At 67.9% G+C, this 15,732-nt stretch carries 18 protein-coding genes; 7 read left to right on the forward strand and 11 right to left on the reverse strand.

Annotation, left to right across the window (positions count from 1 at the left end):
• Positions 1-149: 149 nt before the first annotated feature.
• Both AB0E63_RS17295 and AB0E63_RS17300 read right to left on the reverse strand, forming a co-directional pair.
• Positions 150-1,694 carry an aromatic amino acid lyase gene (locus AB0E63_RS17295; RefSeq protein ID WP_360366488.1) on the reverse strand — a complete coding sequence of 515 codons (1,545 nt, stop codon included), beginning with the start codon at positions 1,692-1,694 and terminating at the stop codon, positions 150-152.
• Positions 1,694-2,698 carry an ornithine cyclodeaminase family protein gene (locus tag AB0E63_RS17300; protein ID WP_360366490.1) on the reverse strand — a complete coding sequence of 335 codons (1,005 nt, stop codon included), beginning with the start codon at positions 2,696-2,698 and terminating at the stop codon, positions 1,694-1,696. The genes AB0E63_RS17295 and AB0E63_RS17300 overlap by 1 nt, the downstream gene beginning before the upstream one ends.
• Before the next feature lie 232 nt (positions 2,699-2,930).
• Here AB0E63_RS17300 and AB0E63_RS17305 point away from each other — a divergent pair, with 232 nt between their 5' ends.
• On the forward strand, positions 2,931-3,644 hold the full coding sequence (locus tag AB0E63_RS17305; RefSeq protein ID WP_360366492.1) for a hypothetical protein: 714 nt from the start codon (positions 2,931-2,933) through the stop codon (positions 3,642-3,644).
• Here AB0E63_RS17305 and AB0E63_RS17310 read toward each other — a convergent pair.
• From AB0E63_RS17310 to AB0E63_RS17320, 3 genes are all read right to left on the reverse strand, one after another.
• Positions 3,641-4,027 carry a pilus assembly protein CpaE gene (locus AB0E63_RS17310; protein ID WP_360366494.1) on the reverse strand — a complete coding sequence of 129 codons (387 nt, stop codon included), beginning with the start codon at positions 4,025-4,027 and terminating at the stop codon, positions 3,641-3,643. The genes AB0E63_RS17305 and AB0E63_RS17310 overlap by 4 nt on opposite strands.
• Positions 4,028-4,092: 65 nt before the next feature.
• Positions 4,093-4,464, reverse strand: a complete 372-nt coding sequence (locus tag AB0E63_RS17315; protein WP_360366495.1) for a hypothetical protein — start codon at positions 4,462-4,464, stop codon at positions 4,093-4,095.
• A 19-nt stretch (positions 4,465-4,483) separates the two neighbouring features.
• Positions 4,484-5,185 carry a M15 family metallopeptidase gene (locus AB0E63_RS17320; RefSeq protein WP_360366497.1) on the reverse strand — a complete coding sequence of 234 codons (702 nt, stop codon included), beginning with the start codon at positions 5,183-5,185 and terminating at the stop codon, positions 4,484-4,486.
• A gap of 175 nt (positions 5,186-5,360) precedes the next feature.
• Here AB0E63_RS17320 and AB0E63_RS17325 point away from each other — a divergent pair, with 175 nt between their 5' ends.
• Both AB0E63_RS17325 and AB0E63_RS17330 read left to right on the forward strand, forming a co-directional pair.
• Positions 5,361-6,722 (forward strand): histidine kinase, encoded by a 1,362-nt coding sequence (locus tag AB0E63_RS17325; RefSeq protein ID WP_360366499.1) that lies wholly within the window; start codon positions 5,361-5,363, stop codon positions 6,720-6,722.
• Entirely contained in the window at positions 6,719-7,459 is a 741-nt protein-coding gene (locus AB0E63_RS17330; RefSeq protein WP_360366683.1) for a response regulator transcription factor, read from the forward strand. The genes AB0E63_RS17325 and AB0E63_RS17330 overlap by 4 nt, the downstream gene beginning before the upstream one ends.
• A 204-nt stretch (positions 7,460-7,663) precedes the next feature.
• Here the strand turns inward: AB0E63_RS17330 and AB0E63_RS17335 are convergent, their stop codons facing one another.
• Positions 7,664-8,008, reverse strand: coding sequence for an MmcQ/YjbR family DNA-binding protein (locus tag AB0E63_RS17335; RefSeq protein WP_360366501.1), 345 nt, complete (start codon positions 8,006-8,008; stop codon positions 7,664-7,666).
• Positions 8,009-8,072: 64 nt separating this feature from the next.
• On the opposite strand from AB0E63_RS17335, the gene AB0E63_RS17340 reads away from it, so the two are divergent.
• The 3 genes from AB0E63_RS17340 to AB0E63_RS17350 are packed head-to-tail and all read left to right on the forward strand — an operon-like array spanning position 8,073 to position 11,104.
• A complete protein-coding gene (locus AB0E63_RS17340; protein WP_360366503.1) occupies positions 8,073-9,149 on the forward strand; it encodes an alpha/beta hydrolase-fold protein in 1,077 nt (358 codons plus the stop codon).
• Positions 9,109-9,855, forward strand: coding sequence for an alpha/beta hydrolase-fold protein (locus AB0E63_RS17345; RefSeq protein WP_360366505.1), 747 nt, complete (start codon positions 9,109-9,111; stop codon positions 9,853-9,855). Before AB0E63_RS17340 ends, AB0E63_RS17345 begins: the two co-directional genes overlap by 41 nt.
• A 10-nt stretch (positions 9,856-9,865) precedes the next feature.
• Positions 9,866-11,104, forward strand: a complete 1,239-nt coding sequence (locus AB0E63_RS17350) for a hypothetical protein (RefSeq protein ID WP_360366507.1) — start codon at positions 9,866-9,868, stop codon at positions 11,102-11,104.
• Here the strand turns inward: AB0E63_RS17350 and AB0E63_RS17355 are convergent.
• From AB0E63_RS17355 to AB0E63_RS17365, 3 genes are read right to left on the reverse strand one after another with little or no spacing between them, the layout of a single operon-like run.
• Positions 11,101-11,397, reverse strand: a complete 297-nt coding sequence (locus AB0E63_RS17355; RefSeq protein WP_360366509.1) for an AzlD domain-containing protein — start codon at positions 11,395-11,397, stop codon at positions 11,101-11,103. The genes AB0E63_RS17350 and AB0E63_RS17355 overlap by 4 nt on opposite strands.
• The gene (locus AB0E63_RS17360; protein WP_360366511.1) at positions 11,394-12,086 is read right to left on the reverse strand and encodes an AzlC family ABC transporter permease; all 693 of its coding nucleotides are present in this window, start codon (positions 12,084-12,086) and stop codon (positions 11,394-11,396) included. Before AB0E63_RS17360 ends, AB0E63_RS17355 begins: the two co-directional genes overlap by 4 nt.
• Positions 12,083-12,628 (reverse strand): CGNR zinc finger domain-containing protein, encoded by a 546-nt coding sequence (locus AB0E63_RS17365; RefSeq protein WP_360366512.1) that lies wholly within the window; start codon positions 12,626-12,628, stop codon positions 12,083-12,085. The genes AB0E63_RS17360 and AB0E63_RS17365 overlap by 4 nt, the downstream gene beginning before the upstream one ends.
• A gap of 84 nt (positions 12,629-12,712) precedes the next feature.
• Between AB0E63_RS17365 and AB0E63_RS17370 the strand changes: the two genes are divergently transcribed.
• Positions 12,713-13,579 (forward strand): amidohydrolase family protein, encoded by an 867-nt coding sequence (locus AB0E63_RS17370; protein WP_360366514.1) that lies wholly within the window; start codon positions 12,713-12,715, stop codon positions 13,577-13,579.
• Here AB0E63_RS17370 and AB0E63_RS17375 read toward each other — a convergent pair.
• Both AB0E63_RS17375 and AB0E63_RS17380 read right to left on the reverse strand, forming a co-directional pair.
• Positions 13,576-14,559, reverse strand: coding sequence for a methyltransferase domain-containing protein (locus AB0E63_RS17375; RefSeq protein WP_360366516.1), 984 nt, complete (start codon positions 14,557-14,559; stop codon positions 13,576-13,578). The genes AB0E63_RS17370 and AB0E63_RS17375 overlap by 4 nt on opposite strands.
• 392 nt (positions 14,560-14,951) lie before the next feature.
• Positions 14,952-15,674, reverse strand: a complete 723-nt coding sequence (locus AB0E63_RS17380; RefSeq protein ID WP_360366518.1) for an alpha/beta hydrolase family protein — start codon at positions 15,672-15,674, stop codon at positions 14,952-14,954.
• Positions 15,675-15,732 lie beyond the last annotated feature (58 nt).

Genomic DNA, 15,732 nt, shown 5'->3' on the forward strand with positions numbered 1-15,732 from the left:
ACCGGTGACAGCCCCGCCGGAGCAGCTTTGGCCCAGATTTCACGCGCCCGTATCCAGGCCAACGACACAGACCCCGCGCAGGCTACTTACGGCTTGCCCACCTCCGCGTGTCGCGCTGGCTTTTTCGATCAACCCATGACCGAGACCGCCTAGAAAATTAGATGAGGCTTACCTTTCTTAGACACCTCTCGAGAAGAGCTGAGGACTTGCTCGATCAGTCGGGTCAGGTCTTCACCGAACGGGCGGTCGGTGTCGATCGGGGGTACGACGGCGTCGACCGCCCGCATCAGGTCGCTCAGACCGGTGGGGATCGGGCGATTCGACAGGGCGAAGGCTTGGCGGACGGCCAGGAGTTCGCAGGCGGTCGTCTCGCGGGTGAGCCGGATCGCTTCGGCGAGGACGCCGACGGCTTCCCAGGAGAACGTCTGGACATCCTCCTGGCCGTTCGAGGTCTGCGCCGTACTGATTGCCGTGGGCAACGTCAGGCGGCGGAGCTGGTGGGTTGTGGCGACGGCGCGCTTGTGGACGGCGACGAGCCCGGCCTGCGGGCCGGGTTCGTGGGCCAGCTGAGCGGGCAGGCCGGTGACGACCGGGTCGAGCAGGCGATGCAGCCGGGCGGTCGAGACCTCAGCCGCATGGGCGAGGGCCGCGGTCAGGTGATCGCAGTGAGCGGCCAGGTCGATCCCGTGAAAGCCGGCCGTACCGATGAACTCACCGTCCAGGTACGCCGGTGAGTCGGTGACGCCGGCGAACGCCCGCTCGACCGCGTCGTCCAGGGCGTTCAGAGTCCGCCGAAGATGCGCATGCACGTGTCCCGCGACCCGGAAGGACACGGGTGCCTGGAGGCTCCGCGGCTCGTCCTCGGGGCCGGCCAGTGCGCGGATCCGGCCGAACTCGGCCACCAGGAAGTCATCGCCCCGTGCGGCTGCCGGGCTGTACGGCGATCGGTTGGCGCCGATCACCGCGATCGCTCCGGAGGCGACCGAGCTGAGGTGGTCCGCGAGGCCGTGCGTCCGCCTGGCGTGGAGAGCAGCTCGCCCACTGGCGCCGGGAATCCCGGCCAGCAAGGCGATACCCTCCTTGGGCCCGAGCTCGAAGCGGGGCAGGACCCCCGATGCTGGCCGGGCCCCCGCTGCAGGCCGGAGCCCGGCTGCAGGCCGGAGCTCGGCTGCAGGCCGGGGCTCTGCTGCCGGCAGGAGCTCTGCTGCGGGCCGGATGCCCTCGGCGCCCGTGTCGAGCACCGAGCCGATTCCGACGAGCGGCCCGAGGGCGTGCGCGAGCGGGATGATCTCCCCCGCTGAGCCTGCACCCTCGGCCGGGACGGCCGGCAGCACGCCGCTGTTGATCAGAGTGACGAGCTGCTGGATCAGTCCGACCGATACAGCGGCATCGCCGGTCAGGAAGGTCCTCAGGCGGCCGATCAAGACGGCTCGGGCCTCGTCGGGTGGGAGCCAGGGCGGGCCGCCTACTGCTCGCCCGAGCAGCAGATTGCGTTGGTGGACGCGTTGCTCGTCCTCGGTGAGGCGGACTTTGCTCAGGTTGCCCATCCCGGTGTTCACACCGTAGACGGGCAGGCCGGAGTCGAGGGTGTGGAGCGCTGCGGCGCGGATCGCGGCCAGACGATCGAAGAGGGGTTGGGCGATCGTGATGGGCTCGGTGGAGGCCGGGTCGAGGTCCGACGGTTCGTTGATCATCAGTGGAAGCGCAGCATCGTGCCGATGTCGGCGGCCTCGGCTTTGCGCAGGATCAGGTGCGCGATCGCGACGTCCAGCAACGACAGTCCGCGATGCCAGAAAAGGTTGCGCTCGGCATCATTCTCGCGCCCGGGCTTGCGTCCTGCGACGATCTCACCGAGTTCGGCGTACAAGGTCTCCGGCGAGAGCCGGCCGGTGTCCACGTGCCGCCGCAGGGACCCGAACCGCCCGGACTGAGCTTCCCGCCAGTCGTCCACGACCACCTTGTCCATCACGTCGAGCAGGTCGAGCTCGACCGCGCTGATCGTCCCGTACGGTACGACGAACGCACCCGGCTTCACCACGGCGGTCCGCAACAGCGGCTCAGGCGACGTCAACCGGGTCGCCTCGACCAGTACGTCGGCACCGTCGAACGCCTCCTCCACCGTCGCCACCACCCGCACCGGCGTGGACAGCTCGGCCGACAGTTCGGCGGCGAACTTCTCCCGGGACTCGGGCCGTCGTGACGTCACCCGGATCTCGTCCAGGTCGAAGAGATCGTCGAGCATGGTGACGTTCCACCACGCCGTACCGCGGGCTCCCGCGTGGGCGAGGATCTTGCTGTCCCGCCGGGCCAGGTGGCGGGCGCCGACCGTCGTCATCGCGCCGGTCCGGGCCGCGGTGATCATCGTCGCGTCCAGCACCGCGAGCGGTACGCCGGTGGTCGGGTCGAACAGGGTCGCCATCGCCAGCTCACTCGGCAAACCTTTCTGGTAGTTCGGGACGAAGTCGCCGACCACCTTGACCCCGCTGATGCCGTGCTCGCCGAGCCCGTCGAGGTGACCACGCAGGACGTTGAAGTGGCCGATGCCGCCGTTGTCCGGCATCAGGTGCACTCGCGGCTCGAAGCTGGTCCGCCCCTCGCCGTGCTCCCGGACCGCCTCCTCGACCGCATCCACGATCTCCAGCCGGGTCAGCCCCAGCTCGTCGATGTCAGGTCCGCTCAGAAATCGCAACCAGATCACCCTGAGACCGTACCTACGGACAGGAGGTGGCGGTCCGAGCGGCCCGACGGCTGGACCGGCTGAGCGTGGCGGAGGCGTCTGCGTAGACCTCTACGTCCTGTCCTTCGGCACTACTCTCCCCCGAGCGCAGCGAGGGGTTATTCGGCTGTACTCTCCCCCGAGCGAAGTGAGGGGTTCTTCTGTCGTTGTTGTTCGATACTTAAGTTGCGCGCCGCCACGCTACGTTCAGGTCATGGGGTCGACGACACAGGCACCGAGACGGACCGTGATCGGGCACTCGACGGCGGACAAGGTCCTGCTGTTCGGCGGGTTGCCGTTGATCGGGCTGGTGCTCGGGTTCTTCCTGCCGCGGATCGCGGACTGGGCCGCCTCGAAGGACTGGGTGCCGTTCCAGGGACCGCTGAGGCTGATTTCCGGCTGGGACGGCTGGTGGGTGGTCGCGATCTGCATCGTGCTCGGGCTGCTGGCCGGCGTACTGCTCGCGGGGATGGCGCTCGACGACACGCTCAAGGTGACAGTCACCGATCAGTCGGTGGAGTTCCTGAAGAACCAGAAGACGGTGACGGTGCCGCGGGAGAAGGTGTCGGCCGCGTTCCTGGACGGCAAGGAGATCGTGCTGCAGGACGCGACGTCACGGGAGCTGGCGCGGGAGAAGCACGACCAGCTGAAGTCGGACGCGAAGCAGATCCCGGCTGCGTTCCGCACCCACGGCTACCCGTGGTCCGACGCCGGCGACCCCCACGCAGCCCGCTTCCGTCGCTGGGTCCAGGACGACCCCGACCTGTCTCCCACCGCCAACGCCATCCTCAAGGCCCGCTCGAAAGCCTTCGACGACGGCGACAAGGGCAAGGCCGATCTCCGCGAACTCCGCGACGAGCTCGCCAACCTCGGCTACACCGTGAAAGACAAAGACAAGAAGCAGTACTGGCGGCCGACCACGGGCTAAGCGCCCAGGAGGTGAATGACCGCCTGGGCGTAGGCCTGTTCGGCGTCTTCGGCGGTGTGGGTGGAGTCGGTGAGGTCTACCTGGTAGCCGCCGGGGACTGCTTGGAGTTTGTGGAAATGCTCGCCGAGGAGCGCGCGGAGCTGCTCCTCGCGGGGGAGCCAGATGACCTCGCGTTGCTCGATGCTGTCCAGGGCCCACTCGGTGGTGCCGTTGAAGCCGATCACCTTGCTGCCCTGGTAGTCGTGCACCTCGACGGTCATGTCGCTCACCACGAACACGTCGTCGTCCATCTCCCGGTCCGGTACGACGAAACGATCCCCTGCCGCGGGCGCCCACAGCACCCCGGCCTTGCGCAGTCGCCCAGCCTGCTCGATCGTGATCACCCTTCCATCCTCCCAACGCGACGCAAACCCCGCAGGTTCTGCGCGAGCCGTGAGACGGCTGCGGGTCAGCGATTCAGCGCAGACCGCAGCTCCTCCGCACGGTGCGCGATCCGGTCGCGGCACTCCGTGGTCAGCGGCAGATCGAGCAGAGCGGTCGCCTGCAGGTGGTTGAGCGAGAACTCCTCGCGCAACCGGCGTACGGCGATGGTCCGGTCGACGGAGGTCCGCAGCACGTCGGCCACCTCGGTGCGGCGCTCGAAGGCGGCCAGGAAGCCGTCGTAGATCTCCAACTGCGTGTACGCGGACCGGTCCGGCTCGGGCACGATCGTCTCGTCTCCCTTCTCACTGGCACGGATCACCTGCCGCCAGAGCGCCGGGACGGCGAGCCGGGCACGGGTGTAGCGCCGGGGCATGGGCTGCGCGTAGGTCATGGTCATCGTCAGTTCCCCCTGGATTTCAATCGGCCTTGGCGACCGCGTGTGGTTCACGCGGCGGGCACTTCGTACCGGGTGCGGTGAGCGCCTCGAAGTGCCACGGTTCGTTGTCGTAGCGGCGGCACACGCCGTACCGCCAGCCGTTCTGGTTGAGCCAGGTCATGGCCGCCGTCGGACCGATGTCCACGGCCTTGCCCAGCACGTGCGCGGAGTACTTCGGCGGCAGTACCCAGCGGGTCGCCACCTTGTAGGACCCGTACTTCTTGATCGCCTCGTTCAGTAGCCGCTGCTGCTTGGCCGCACTCCGTCGGCCGGAGGTGATCCGGATCGTGACGCCGTCGGCCTTCGCGGCCGCGATCGCCTTCGTCAGCCTGGCCTTCAGCTTCGGCGACAGTCCATCGATGCTCTCCTCCCGCGACGGGGTCGTCTTCACCGTCTTCTTCTTGGGAGGCTTCGTCGTGGTCGGCGTCCTGGATGGGTTGGACGGCGAGCGGGTCGGCGTGGGGGTCGCCAGGGTGGTCTCGGCCACCGGCGCACCGACAGCAGGTGCGCTGACGCTCGACACGACCGGTTCCTTGTCCGCGGCCAGACCGAACATCTCCCCGAGCTGCGCATGCCACAGCAGCAGCGAGCCGATCACCGCCCCCACGAGGACCACGCCAGTCACGGACAGCAACCGTGTCCGCACCGCGCCGGTCCGGCGCGGCGGCAGGTCGTTCCTCATGGGTACAGCCTTTCGGATCGGGACGGTCGGCACATCGGTCCCAGGGACCGTCCTCGTGCACCATCAGTAGCCCCTGAGTATCGGTTCGGACGCCGAGCCTCCTCCAAAAGTTGGAGAGACTGCCCCTCCGGGCAGATGAAGCTTCGGCGAACACCGGCTGACTACGCTGGGCAACGTGATCAGTGTCTGGCGCCGAATGTCGCAGTCGCAGCAGGATGTGCTGCGCGCCGCGGTCATCGGGCTGGTCTGGTTCGTGGCGCTGAACCTGATCAACGGCAGCGGCCTGCGACCGCAGAATCCGGCCGTCTCGGTGGTGACCGGCATCTTCCTGGTCGCCACGGTCGCGTTCGGACGGCGGATCCCGCGCACGATGCTCGTGGTTGTCTCGGTGCTCTACCCGTTCCTGTACGCCGCGGTCGGCACCGGCCTGGCCGCCCAGCTCGGGGTCACCGTCTTCGGCCAGCCCCAGATCAGCGACGCGGCCCTGCAGTCGGAGATCCACCTGGTCCCGCTGCTCGTCGTCGGGTACCTGGCGGCATCGAGCGGCGTACGGCGGTTCACCTGCCTGTTCTTCACCATGGGCAGCCTGGCCGGACTGATGATCGGCCTGCCTACCGTGGTCGCGATCGTCCTCGGCCACGCGAACCGCGCGATCCTGTACGGCGACCGGTATCAGAAGCTCCCCAGGGATCTACCGAGCCTCTACAGCTATATCGACGTCTCGCTGTTCGTCTTCGCCGAGGCGCTGATCTGCGGCATGGTGCTGCTCGGAGCGGACGCCCGACGTCGGCGGAAGAGCGTCGCACTGCTGGAGCAGCGGAACGCCGAGCTGGTCCGGCTCCGCGCGGTCGAGGCGGAACGCGCCGCGGTCGCGGAGCGGACCCGGATCGCCCGCGACCTGCACGATGTGATCTCCCACCACGTCAGCGCGGTGGTGATCCGGGCCCAGGCCGCCGATCGGGTGGCCGACCAGCGACCCGAGGTGCTGCGGGAGGCGATCCGCTGGATCATTGCCAGCGGCAAGGAAGCGCTGACCGCGATGCGGGAGACGGTCCGGGTCCTGAACACGGCCTCGCCTGACGGCGCCGGAGCGTCACCGGGCTCGGGCGGCGGGACCGCGCCGGTGCCGGATCTGTCCGACGTGGCGCGAATGGGCGACCGGCTGAAGGCGGTCGGCATCGACGTGACGATGGACCTGCCGCCACGGCAGCGGCAACTGAGCTCGGCCTCCGATCTGACCGCGGTCCGGATCATCCAGGAGGCGCTCACCAACGTGATGGTGCACGCGAAGGCGACCGCGGCTCGGGTCACCTGGCAGAGTGGACCGCAGGGCGAGCTCCTGACGATCGACGACAACGGCAGCGGCGGGCCGCCGCCGGTGAACGTGCTGGAGTCCGCCCGGCGGAGCGAGAGCGGCCGCGGGAACGGACTGATCGGGATGCGGGAACGGGCGACGGCGGTCGGCGGCACACTGGCCGTCGCGGCCGGCCCCCTGGGTGGATGGAGGGTGCAGGCATGGCTGCCGCCGCAGAAGTGACCGACGACATCAAGGTGCTCGTGGCCGACGACCAGGGCGTGATCCGGATGGGTCTCGCGATGATCCTCGACCACGAGCCCGACCTGACCACGATCGCCCAGGCGGAGAACGGCGAGGAGGCGCTCCGGCTGATCGAGCAGTACGACCCGGACGTGGTCCTGATGGACATCCGGATGCCGGTGATGGACGGGCTGGTCGCGACCGAGCGGATCACGGCCGCCAACCAGGCGGCCGGCCGTTCGCGTCCCGCCGTACTCGTGCTGACGACGTTCGACGACGAGGCGTACGTACTGAGCGCCGTCCGGGCTGGAGCGTCCGGGTTCCTGCTCAAGGACACCGATCCGGACCTGCTGGTGTCAGCGGTACGCGCGGTGCACCGAGGCGACTCGCTGGTCGACCCGGCGTCGACCCGGGTGCTGCTCGAGCGGTGCATGGAACTGGAGCGCCAGGTCGGCGGCGATCCGGCCGCGCCGGCGCCGGCCCAACCGGACGCTCGCTGGGTCGGACTGCTGGCCAACCTGAGTGAGCGGGAGCGGGAGATCCTGGTCTGGATGGCTCGCGGCCTGTCGAACCGGGACCTGGCCAGCAAGCTGTTCGTCAGCGAGACGACGGTGAAAACTCACGTCAGCAGCGTGCTCTCGAAGCTGGGCCTGTCCAGCCGCGTGCAGGCGGTCGTCGTCGCGTACGAGGCCGGCGTGGTGCGACCGGGCGAGGCCGAAGTCCGCTGGGACTCCTAGGAGAACAGATAGGCGGCCAGGCCCACGACGGCGAGCACGATCAGAACGGTCAGGGCTTGGCTGAGGATCGACGCCTGGCGGCGCCGCGGTAGGAAGTCTCCGGTCACATCTTCAAGAGTGCTTCGCGGAACTGCGCCACCCATCGGCCATCGGAATGGTTCCGGCCTACTACCAGAGGATGAGATGGTTGCCCTGGGCCCAGACTTACGACTCGCCGAAGTAGGCCTTCCGGACCTTCTTCGGGACGCACATCGACCAGGCGTCCAGGATCAGCTCGCGGAGTTCGTCGTACTCGAGCGCGTCCAGGCGCACCTGGATCCACCGGAACCGCTCGTCGGACGGCCGGGGCCTGAAGAACTTGTCCGGCTCGGCCGCCAGCGCCGCCTCCCGCTCCTCGATCGGGAACCCGATCCCGATCGTCTGCTCGTCCGGCGCCACCGCCAGGTAGACGATCTGCCCGACCCGGAACTTGATCGAGTCCCGCACCAGCACCTCGTAGCTGCGCGGCAGGTCCGCTGTGACTGCCCTGATGTCCGTGAGATCGACCACGCTCCAACGATAGACCGCTATCACTGACACCTGTTGTCAGTGATTCCGGTTGTACCTTGGTCGGATGCCTGCTGTGCTGAGTGCGGTCGAAGGGGCCGAGGTGGTGTTCCGCCTCGGCGACCCTTCGCATGCCTTCACGGGGGTTCGGCTCTGGCAGGAGCTCGGACTCGCGGCCGAGCTGCTCGAGTTCAAGCCGGTCGACTACGGGTGGGAGCTGCACCTGCCGCGGCCGTCCGTGCACCGGATGGAGTACCTGTTCGACATCGCCGACCTCGGGATGCGGACCGACCCGACCAACCCGCGGCTCGTCGGCGGCGCCTTCGGCGAGCACTCCTGGCTGCCGCTCCCCGGGTACGTCGAGCCCGCCTGGATCACCGCTGAGTCGATCGCGTCGACGCTGACCCCGCTCACCGTGGAGTCCCCGCTCGGGCCGGTCGACGCGCAGGTCTGGGCACCGGAAGGCATTGCGCCGACCTTCGAGCTCCCGCTCCTGCTCGCTCACGACGGTCCCGAGTTCGCCGCGTACGCCGGTCTGACCCACTACGCCGGCGCGATGGTCGCCTCTGGAAGCCTGGCGCCGTTCCGGCTCGTCCTGATCCACCCCACTGCCCGCAACCTCTGGTACGCCGCCAACCCGCAGTACGCCGAGGCCCTGACGCAGTACGTGCTCCCTGCCGTAGAAGCGCAGTACCGGAGCCGGAAGCCGGTGATGATGGGCGCGAGCCTGGGCGCACTCGCCGCGCTGCACGCGGAATGGCACTATCCCGGCACCTTCGACGGGCTGTTCCTGCAGTCCGGGTCGTTCTTCACACCGGAGACGGACCCGCAGGAGTCGAAGTTCGAGTTCTACGCCCGGGTCACCGGCTTCGTGAAGCAGGTGCTGACGGCAACCACGGCGCCGAGTACGCCGCTGGTCGGGATGACCGCCGGGACGACCGAGGAGAACGTGCACAACAACCGGGTGATGGCGGCGAAACTGGCCGATCTCGGGCTCACCGTGGCGTTCGGGGAAACCCCGGACATGCACAACTTCACAGCCTGGCGTAATGTGCTGGATCCTGATCTCACCGATGTACTGCGACAGACCTGGGGTGGGGCTGATGGAGCGGGAGCAGGTCGAGTTGGAGGCGCCGGGGCTTGACCGGCGCGGAACCGTGATCCGCTACGGGCATTTCGGCCGCCCGGTGCTGGTCTTCCCGAGCGAACAGGGCCGGGCCTGGGACTACGAGAACAACGGCATGGTCGCCGCCGTCAAGGACCTGATCGACGCCGGCCGGGTGAAGCTGTACTGCGTGGACTCCTTCGACCACGTCAGCTGGTCGGACCGCAGCATCCAGCTCGAGGACCGGGCCCGCCGGCACGAGTTCTACGAGTCCTGGATCGTGAACCAGGTGGTCCCGACGATCGGCGCCGACTCACCCGGCGTCAGCGACATCATCACCACCGGCTGCAGCCTGGGTGCGTTCCACGCGCTGAACTTCGCGTTCAAACGGTCCGATCTGTTCCCGGTCGCGATCTGCCAGTCCGGCAACTACGACGCGGCCAGCTGGCACGCGTGGGGTGAGCGCGGCGACGCGACGTACTTCAACAATCCGGCCGACTACCTGCCCAACCTGTCCGGTGACCACCTCGAGTACCTGCGCGGCCGGCTCTTCATCCTGCTCACGGTCGGTCAGGGTGACTGGGAGACGAACCCGACCGGCTCGTTGCCGTCCGCTCGCGCGACTGCCGCCGTACTGGAGTCGAAGGGGATCCCGCATGAGCTGGACCTTTGGGGGTACGACGTAGCTCACGACTGGCCCTGGTGGCGCCAGCAACTTGCCCACCATTTGCCCCGCTTCTGTTAGGAGTTTGATTGTGGCTGACCGCTCCAGGCATCTGATCGGGTTGTTGCTGGGCGCCGAGGAGGACTGGCCGCAGGCGTTCGAGGCGCTGCTGCAGCGGGTCGGGCCCGTCACCCTCGAGGACGGGCACGAGCACGAGTTCGGGTCGCGGCGGCTGACGATCGAGCCGTTCGATCTGAACGACCCGGTCCGGGTCGGGCTGGTGATCGACCGGCTCGCGTACTGGTACTACCACCCGCGCGAGTGGCTGAAGAAGGCCGCGCTGATGAACGGCACCTACCTGCTGAATTCGCCGTTCACGTTCCAGTCGATGGAGAAGCACTCGGCGTACTGCGCGATGCTCCGGCTCGGGCTGAAGATCCCGCGGACCGTGCTGGTGCCGTACAAGAACCCGGTCGACAACGTGCGGTGGGCCTACACGTCGGCGAAGTACAACAAGCCGTTCGATCTCGACGCGATCGCGGCCGACCTCGGCTACCCGTTGTACATGAAGCCGTTCGACGGCGGCGGCTGGCGCGGGGTCTCCCGGATCAACAATCCCGACGACCTGCACCGCGCGTACGACGAATCCGACGAGATGCTGATGCACCTGCAGGCCACGATCGAGTACGACAAGTTCGCCCGGGCCCTGTCGATCGGCGCCGAGACGATGGTGATGGACTTCCGCCCGGACGAGCCGATGCACAACCGGTACGCCGTCTCGCACGACTTCCTCAGCCCGTCCGCCGGGCACCAGGCGGTGGCGATCAGCCGGATCGTGAACGCGTTCTTCGGCTGGGAGTTCAACTCCTGCGAGATGCTGGTCGCGGGCGACTCGGTCCACCCGATCGACTACGCCAACGCCTGCCCGGACGTCGCGGTGACCTCGCTGCACTACTACTTCCCATGGGCGATCAGCGCGCTGGTCAAGTGGTCGGTGTTCTCGCTCGCGACCGGCCGGCGCAGCAAGGTCGACCTGCGCACCGAGCGGTACTTCGCGATCGCCGACGACGAGTCGATGGACTACGACGCCAAACTCGACGCCTACCTCGCGCTGGCCGACGAGCACTTCGAGACCACGAAGTACCACGAATGGTGCGCCGAACACCTGGGTGACTTCGACGCGCGCGTCCGCGACTGGGTCTCCGGCAGCGACTTCGATCGCTTGTTGCGCGAGACCGTCGAGGCGACGTACCCGAAGCACGAACAGGAGAAATTCCTGTCCCACTTCAAGGGTCTCACCAACCTGTGGGTGGCCGATCAGACTCGCTAGATGAACAGCCGCACTCCGGCGGTGAGGGCGATGCCGGCGGCGACCGCGGGCAGCAAGGGCAGTCTGACGAGGGAAAGGATCCCGGCGGCAGCGACTCCGATGAGCTGTGTCCAGTCCAGCCGCTTGCCGCCGAGTTCGGTGACGATCAGGCCCGCCAGCAGCACCGGGGCGATCAGACCCACGACCCGGACCGCGGCAGGCGGCAGCTTGTGATGGCCGATGAGCAGCGGACCGCCGGCCTTCATGAGCCAATTGACGACGGCAACGGTCATGGCGGCCAGCCACAGTTTCATGACGTCTCCTCACGTACGTTCGTGTGCTCGGGGATCAGCCCGATCAGTGCGGCTGCCGTGGCGCCGAGCAGTGCGTAGCCCGGATCGGTGACCAGCAGCAACGCGGCGGCGATGGCGGCGCCGAGCAGCGACGCGGCCAGCGCCCGGCGGGACCGCCGCACCTCGTCCAGCGCGAGTACCAGGAAGAACGCCGGGAACACGACATCCAGCCCGAGCCGGTACATCAGATCCGCCGATGGTGCGGTCAGGGCGCCGACCGCGGTCCCGAGCACCCAGAGCACCCACTGCGGCAGGCTCGCGCCGATCAGGCGGGAGACGTCGTACCGGCCGTCGTTGCGATGAGCAAAGATGAACGAGGCGTCCACGAGGGCCTGCGCTTCCAGAGCCCGTCTCAGCCGGCTTCCGCTCAGGCTGTCGTTCAACGCGACACTCATCACGAGATAGCGCCCGTTGATCAACGCCGCCGAAGCGACCGCGGCGACCACCGTGCCCCCGGACAGTGCCGTCAGCAAGGTGAACTGCGCCGAGCCCGAGAACGCCAGGGCAGAGAAGACGACCGGCAACGTGACTCCCCAGCCGCGGGCCTCGGCCTCGGCGCCGAAGCTGAGAGCGAGGACGAAAGCTGCACCGGCCGGTCCTAGCCCGAGCCGGATTCCTTCTGCAAGGCCGGCCCGGTGGATCGCCGTCATGTCGATGCCTCGGCGTGACGACGTTGGTAGTGCCGGCGGGCGCGGGCCCGATTGCCGCAGTCCGCGGAGCTGCACCATCGCCGCGAGCCGTTCTTACTGCGATCCAGGAACAACCAGCCGCAATCGTCGTCGTCGCACTGCCGCAGCCGGTCCAGATCCTCATCCTCGAAGAGTCGCCAGACCGACAACCGCACCCGGTCGGTGACGGTGTCGGCTCGCCAGGTCAGCGGTCGTGGGCTGACCAGCTCGGCGTTGCGTACGGCGTTCTCGATCAGCTCCCGGAGTACGGCGAGATCGGCGTCGTTGGGTTCCTCACGGACTGCGAGCTTCTGGAGCACCGCGTACGCCGTCTCGCGGATCTGCGGCAGCTCGGCTTCGGTGCCCGGCTCCGACGGTCCCAGCCCGGTGGCCGTCAGCCAGCTCCGCAGGTTGGCCGGGTCCGCGAACCGGTCGACCCGCCGTCGTTCGTCCAACCGCCACGCCACAGTGTTGACCAGGTCGAGCACGAGATGTCCGCCGACCAGCTCAGGCCGATACTCCATGACTCCGCCTCTCTAACGCCCAAAATGCATCATGAGTCGTTAGGCAGGTGATGGGCAAGCGCTGCGCGTGTCTAGGCTGGGCGGGTGCGCGATGACGACGTACCGGGATGGTGGCAGCGGTTGGGGTTGGACGGGCTGGTGGATGTGCATGTGCATTTCCTGCCCGACCAGGTGATGAACGCGGTGTGGGCGTACTTCGATCAGGCGTCGGAGCACTACGGGACCGCGTGGCCGATCACCTATCGGACGTCCGTCGAGGAGCGGCTGAAAACGCTGGAATCGTTGGGGGTTCGGTCGTTTCCGGCGTTGGTGTACCCGCACAAGCCGGGGATGGCCGTGTGGCTGAACGGGTGGGCGCGTGACTTCGCCGCGTCGACGCCGGGCTGCGTGACGAGTGGGACGTTCTTCCCCGAGCCGGGTGCGGGTGACTACGTCCGCGAGGCGTTGGAGTCGGGGACGCGGATCTTCAAGGTTCACCTGCAGGTGGGTGACTACGATCCACGCACCGACGAGCTCGACGACGTGTGGGGACAGCTCGCCGAGGCCGGCGTACCGGTGGTGGTGCACTGCGGATCCGGACCGATCCGCGGGCGGCATACCGGACCGGGTCCCTTTGGTGAGGTACTGCGGAAGCACCCGGAGCTGACCGCGGTCATCGCACACTTGGGCATGCCGGAGTACGCCGAGCATTTGGGACTGACGTCGTACCCGAACGTCCACCTCGACACGACGATGGCGCTGACGCCGTTCACCGAATCCCTGATGCCGTTCCCACGCGAGCTGACCTCGCGCCTTGGCGACCTGCAGGACCGGATCGTGCTGGGGTCCGACTTCCCCAACATCCCGTACGAGTACGCCGTACAGCTCGCATCTTTGGAGTCCCTGAACCTCGGCGACGACTGGCTCCGCGCCGTCTGCTGGGACAACGGCGTCCGACTGCTTGGGCTTTAGCGGCGTCGCGGCCTCGTGAGGACGTAGGCGGTTGGGGTTGCGCCGTTGTATTTGAGTAGGCGTTGACGGGTTAGCTTGAGGCCTGGCTGGTGGTGGATCGCCTGCTGGAGGACGCGTTTGTCCTCGGTGAGGAGTACGGCGCGTCCGTCGGCGGCCATGACGCGGTCGATCTCTTGGAGAAGCTTCGGATAGAGGGTTCGGTTGAGCTGGTGCGTGCCGACCTGCTTGCCGAAGGGGAGGTTCGCGACGATCCGGTCGATGCTGTCGGTTGGGAGCGGTAGAGCCTCCGCGTTCGCGTTCGCCAGTACGAGGTCGATGTCGAGTCGGCTGTTGCGGATCGCGAGTTCGAGTGCGCGGGGGTCGTGGTCACTTCCGAGCACGCGGGTCGTCGGGTGTCGTCGGCGTACCGCTCGGGGAATCGTGCCGGTGCCGCAGAACGGATCGAGTACCCGCTGGCCTGGCCGGATTTTCGCCAGTCGCACCAGCACCTCGGCGACGAGCGGGGTCGTTGACCATGGCAACCGTTCTGACCGGCCGAATCGCTGTGTCCAGGAGAGCGGTCCGATCTCGGCGTACCAGGCTTGCTGGGTGTGGGTGAGGTTCACGGTCCATCCGCCGGGCCGGTTGATCCAGCCCAGGGTGCATTCGACTTCTTTGATCAGGTGGCGCCTGACCTCTGGGTTCTCGACGCCGACTCGGAAGGTGAGCGGCGTACGGAGGGTTGCGAGTACGCCGCTCGTACTCGAGCGCTCGAGGGCACGCAGGAAGTCGCGATCACCTGGTTCGCCTGGGAGCGGGATCGCCAGGGTCGAGTAGAGCGGGCAGGCGGCGAGTTCGCCCAGGCGGCCGTCGACTGTGCATTCCACGGCGACGTTGGACAACTGGCGAACCGCACCGACCGGCCGCAGCTCCTCCATGAGAAGGTCGGCGGCGCCATCGAGCGTGCGCAGGACAAGACGGTCCGAGATACCGGACACCATGAGGCTCCTGAAGAATCGCGATCGACAGAGGAGTCGAAGCGCGGCGCACGCTCATGGCAGCACGAAGAGACGGCACGACGGAGGTCGATGCCGGGGGCCACGGCGGGCGCCTTCAGAAACGCATCATCACCACGACCCTAGGCGATCCCCCACCTCCCGCTCACCTCCTTTTCCCGCCCGCCACCGCCCTCCCGGCTCGGGCGTGTCCTCGAGGGCTTGAACAAGAAGCGGGGCCCTGGCACCGGAAATAACCTGTCCGAAGCCCCCGGGTGGGGTCCCCACCCCCGACTAGAACCCCCGAACCTCGCCCCGCCACCCCGCTTTTGCCGTCCAGGCCGAACGGGCGGTACGGGCCGACGCTCAGGGCCGGATGGACTGGGGTTGCGCCGGCTTCAACGGTGGGCCTGTCGGCTGTGCGCCGACGCATCCGCGATGCGTTCGCCAAGGAGTATTGCGGCGACCGCTTCCGGGGCCTCGCGCATGGCGTTGTGGGCGGTTGGGAGCTCGTGAACTCGCCACTCCGGGTCGGCTTGCAGGCGGGTCCGGAGTTCGGCGAACGGCGTACGGTCCTCCCATCCGGAGCAGTAGACGAACTCGCGGCGCGGCACGCGGTCGACAACGCCGGTGAGACGGATCGCTTGCAGGAACGAGGCGAGGGGATGGGGACGGCGGCGGGGATCGCCACCGTCCGGCGGACGGAACGGCGGACGTACGGCGTAGCCGGTGTCCGCGGCGCCGTCTGCGAATGCTTGCCGGTAGCCCTCGCTCGTCAAAGACCAGCACGACTCGCCGTCGCGCGGTACGTAGGCGTCAAGATGCACCAGCCGCGAGACCCGGCCGCCGGCGCGATCGGCTGCGGCGGCGATCACCATCCCGGCGTAGCTGTGGCCGACCAGCGTCGCGCTGGTGATATGAGCGCGATCGAGGAGCCGCAGTACGTCGTCGGCGTGCGTGTCGAGGTTGGCCGTCGCGACCGTCACGTCGTCGTCGTCCGGCCGCAGACCGGTCAGGGTCAGGGCGTGAACGGTATGACCGGCACGCTCCAGCAACGGAACCACCCCCTCGAACGCCCAGGAGCCATGCCAACCACCAGGAACAAGCACGAACGTCGCCATACGTTTCTCCTTCTCTCGAACCGAAACCACTCCGCATGGAGCAGTCTCACCAGTTCAA

This window comes from Kribbella sp. NPDC026596 (assembly GCF_040638415.1).
GTDB lineage: Bacteria > Actinomycetota > Actinomycetes > Propionibacteriales > Kribbellaceae > Kribbella.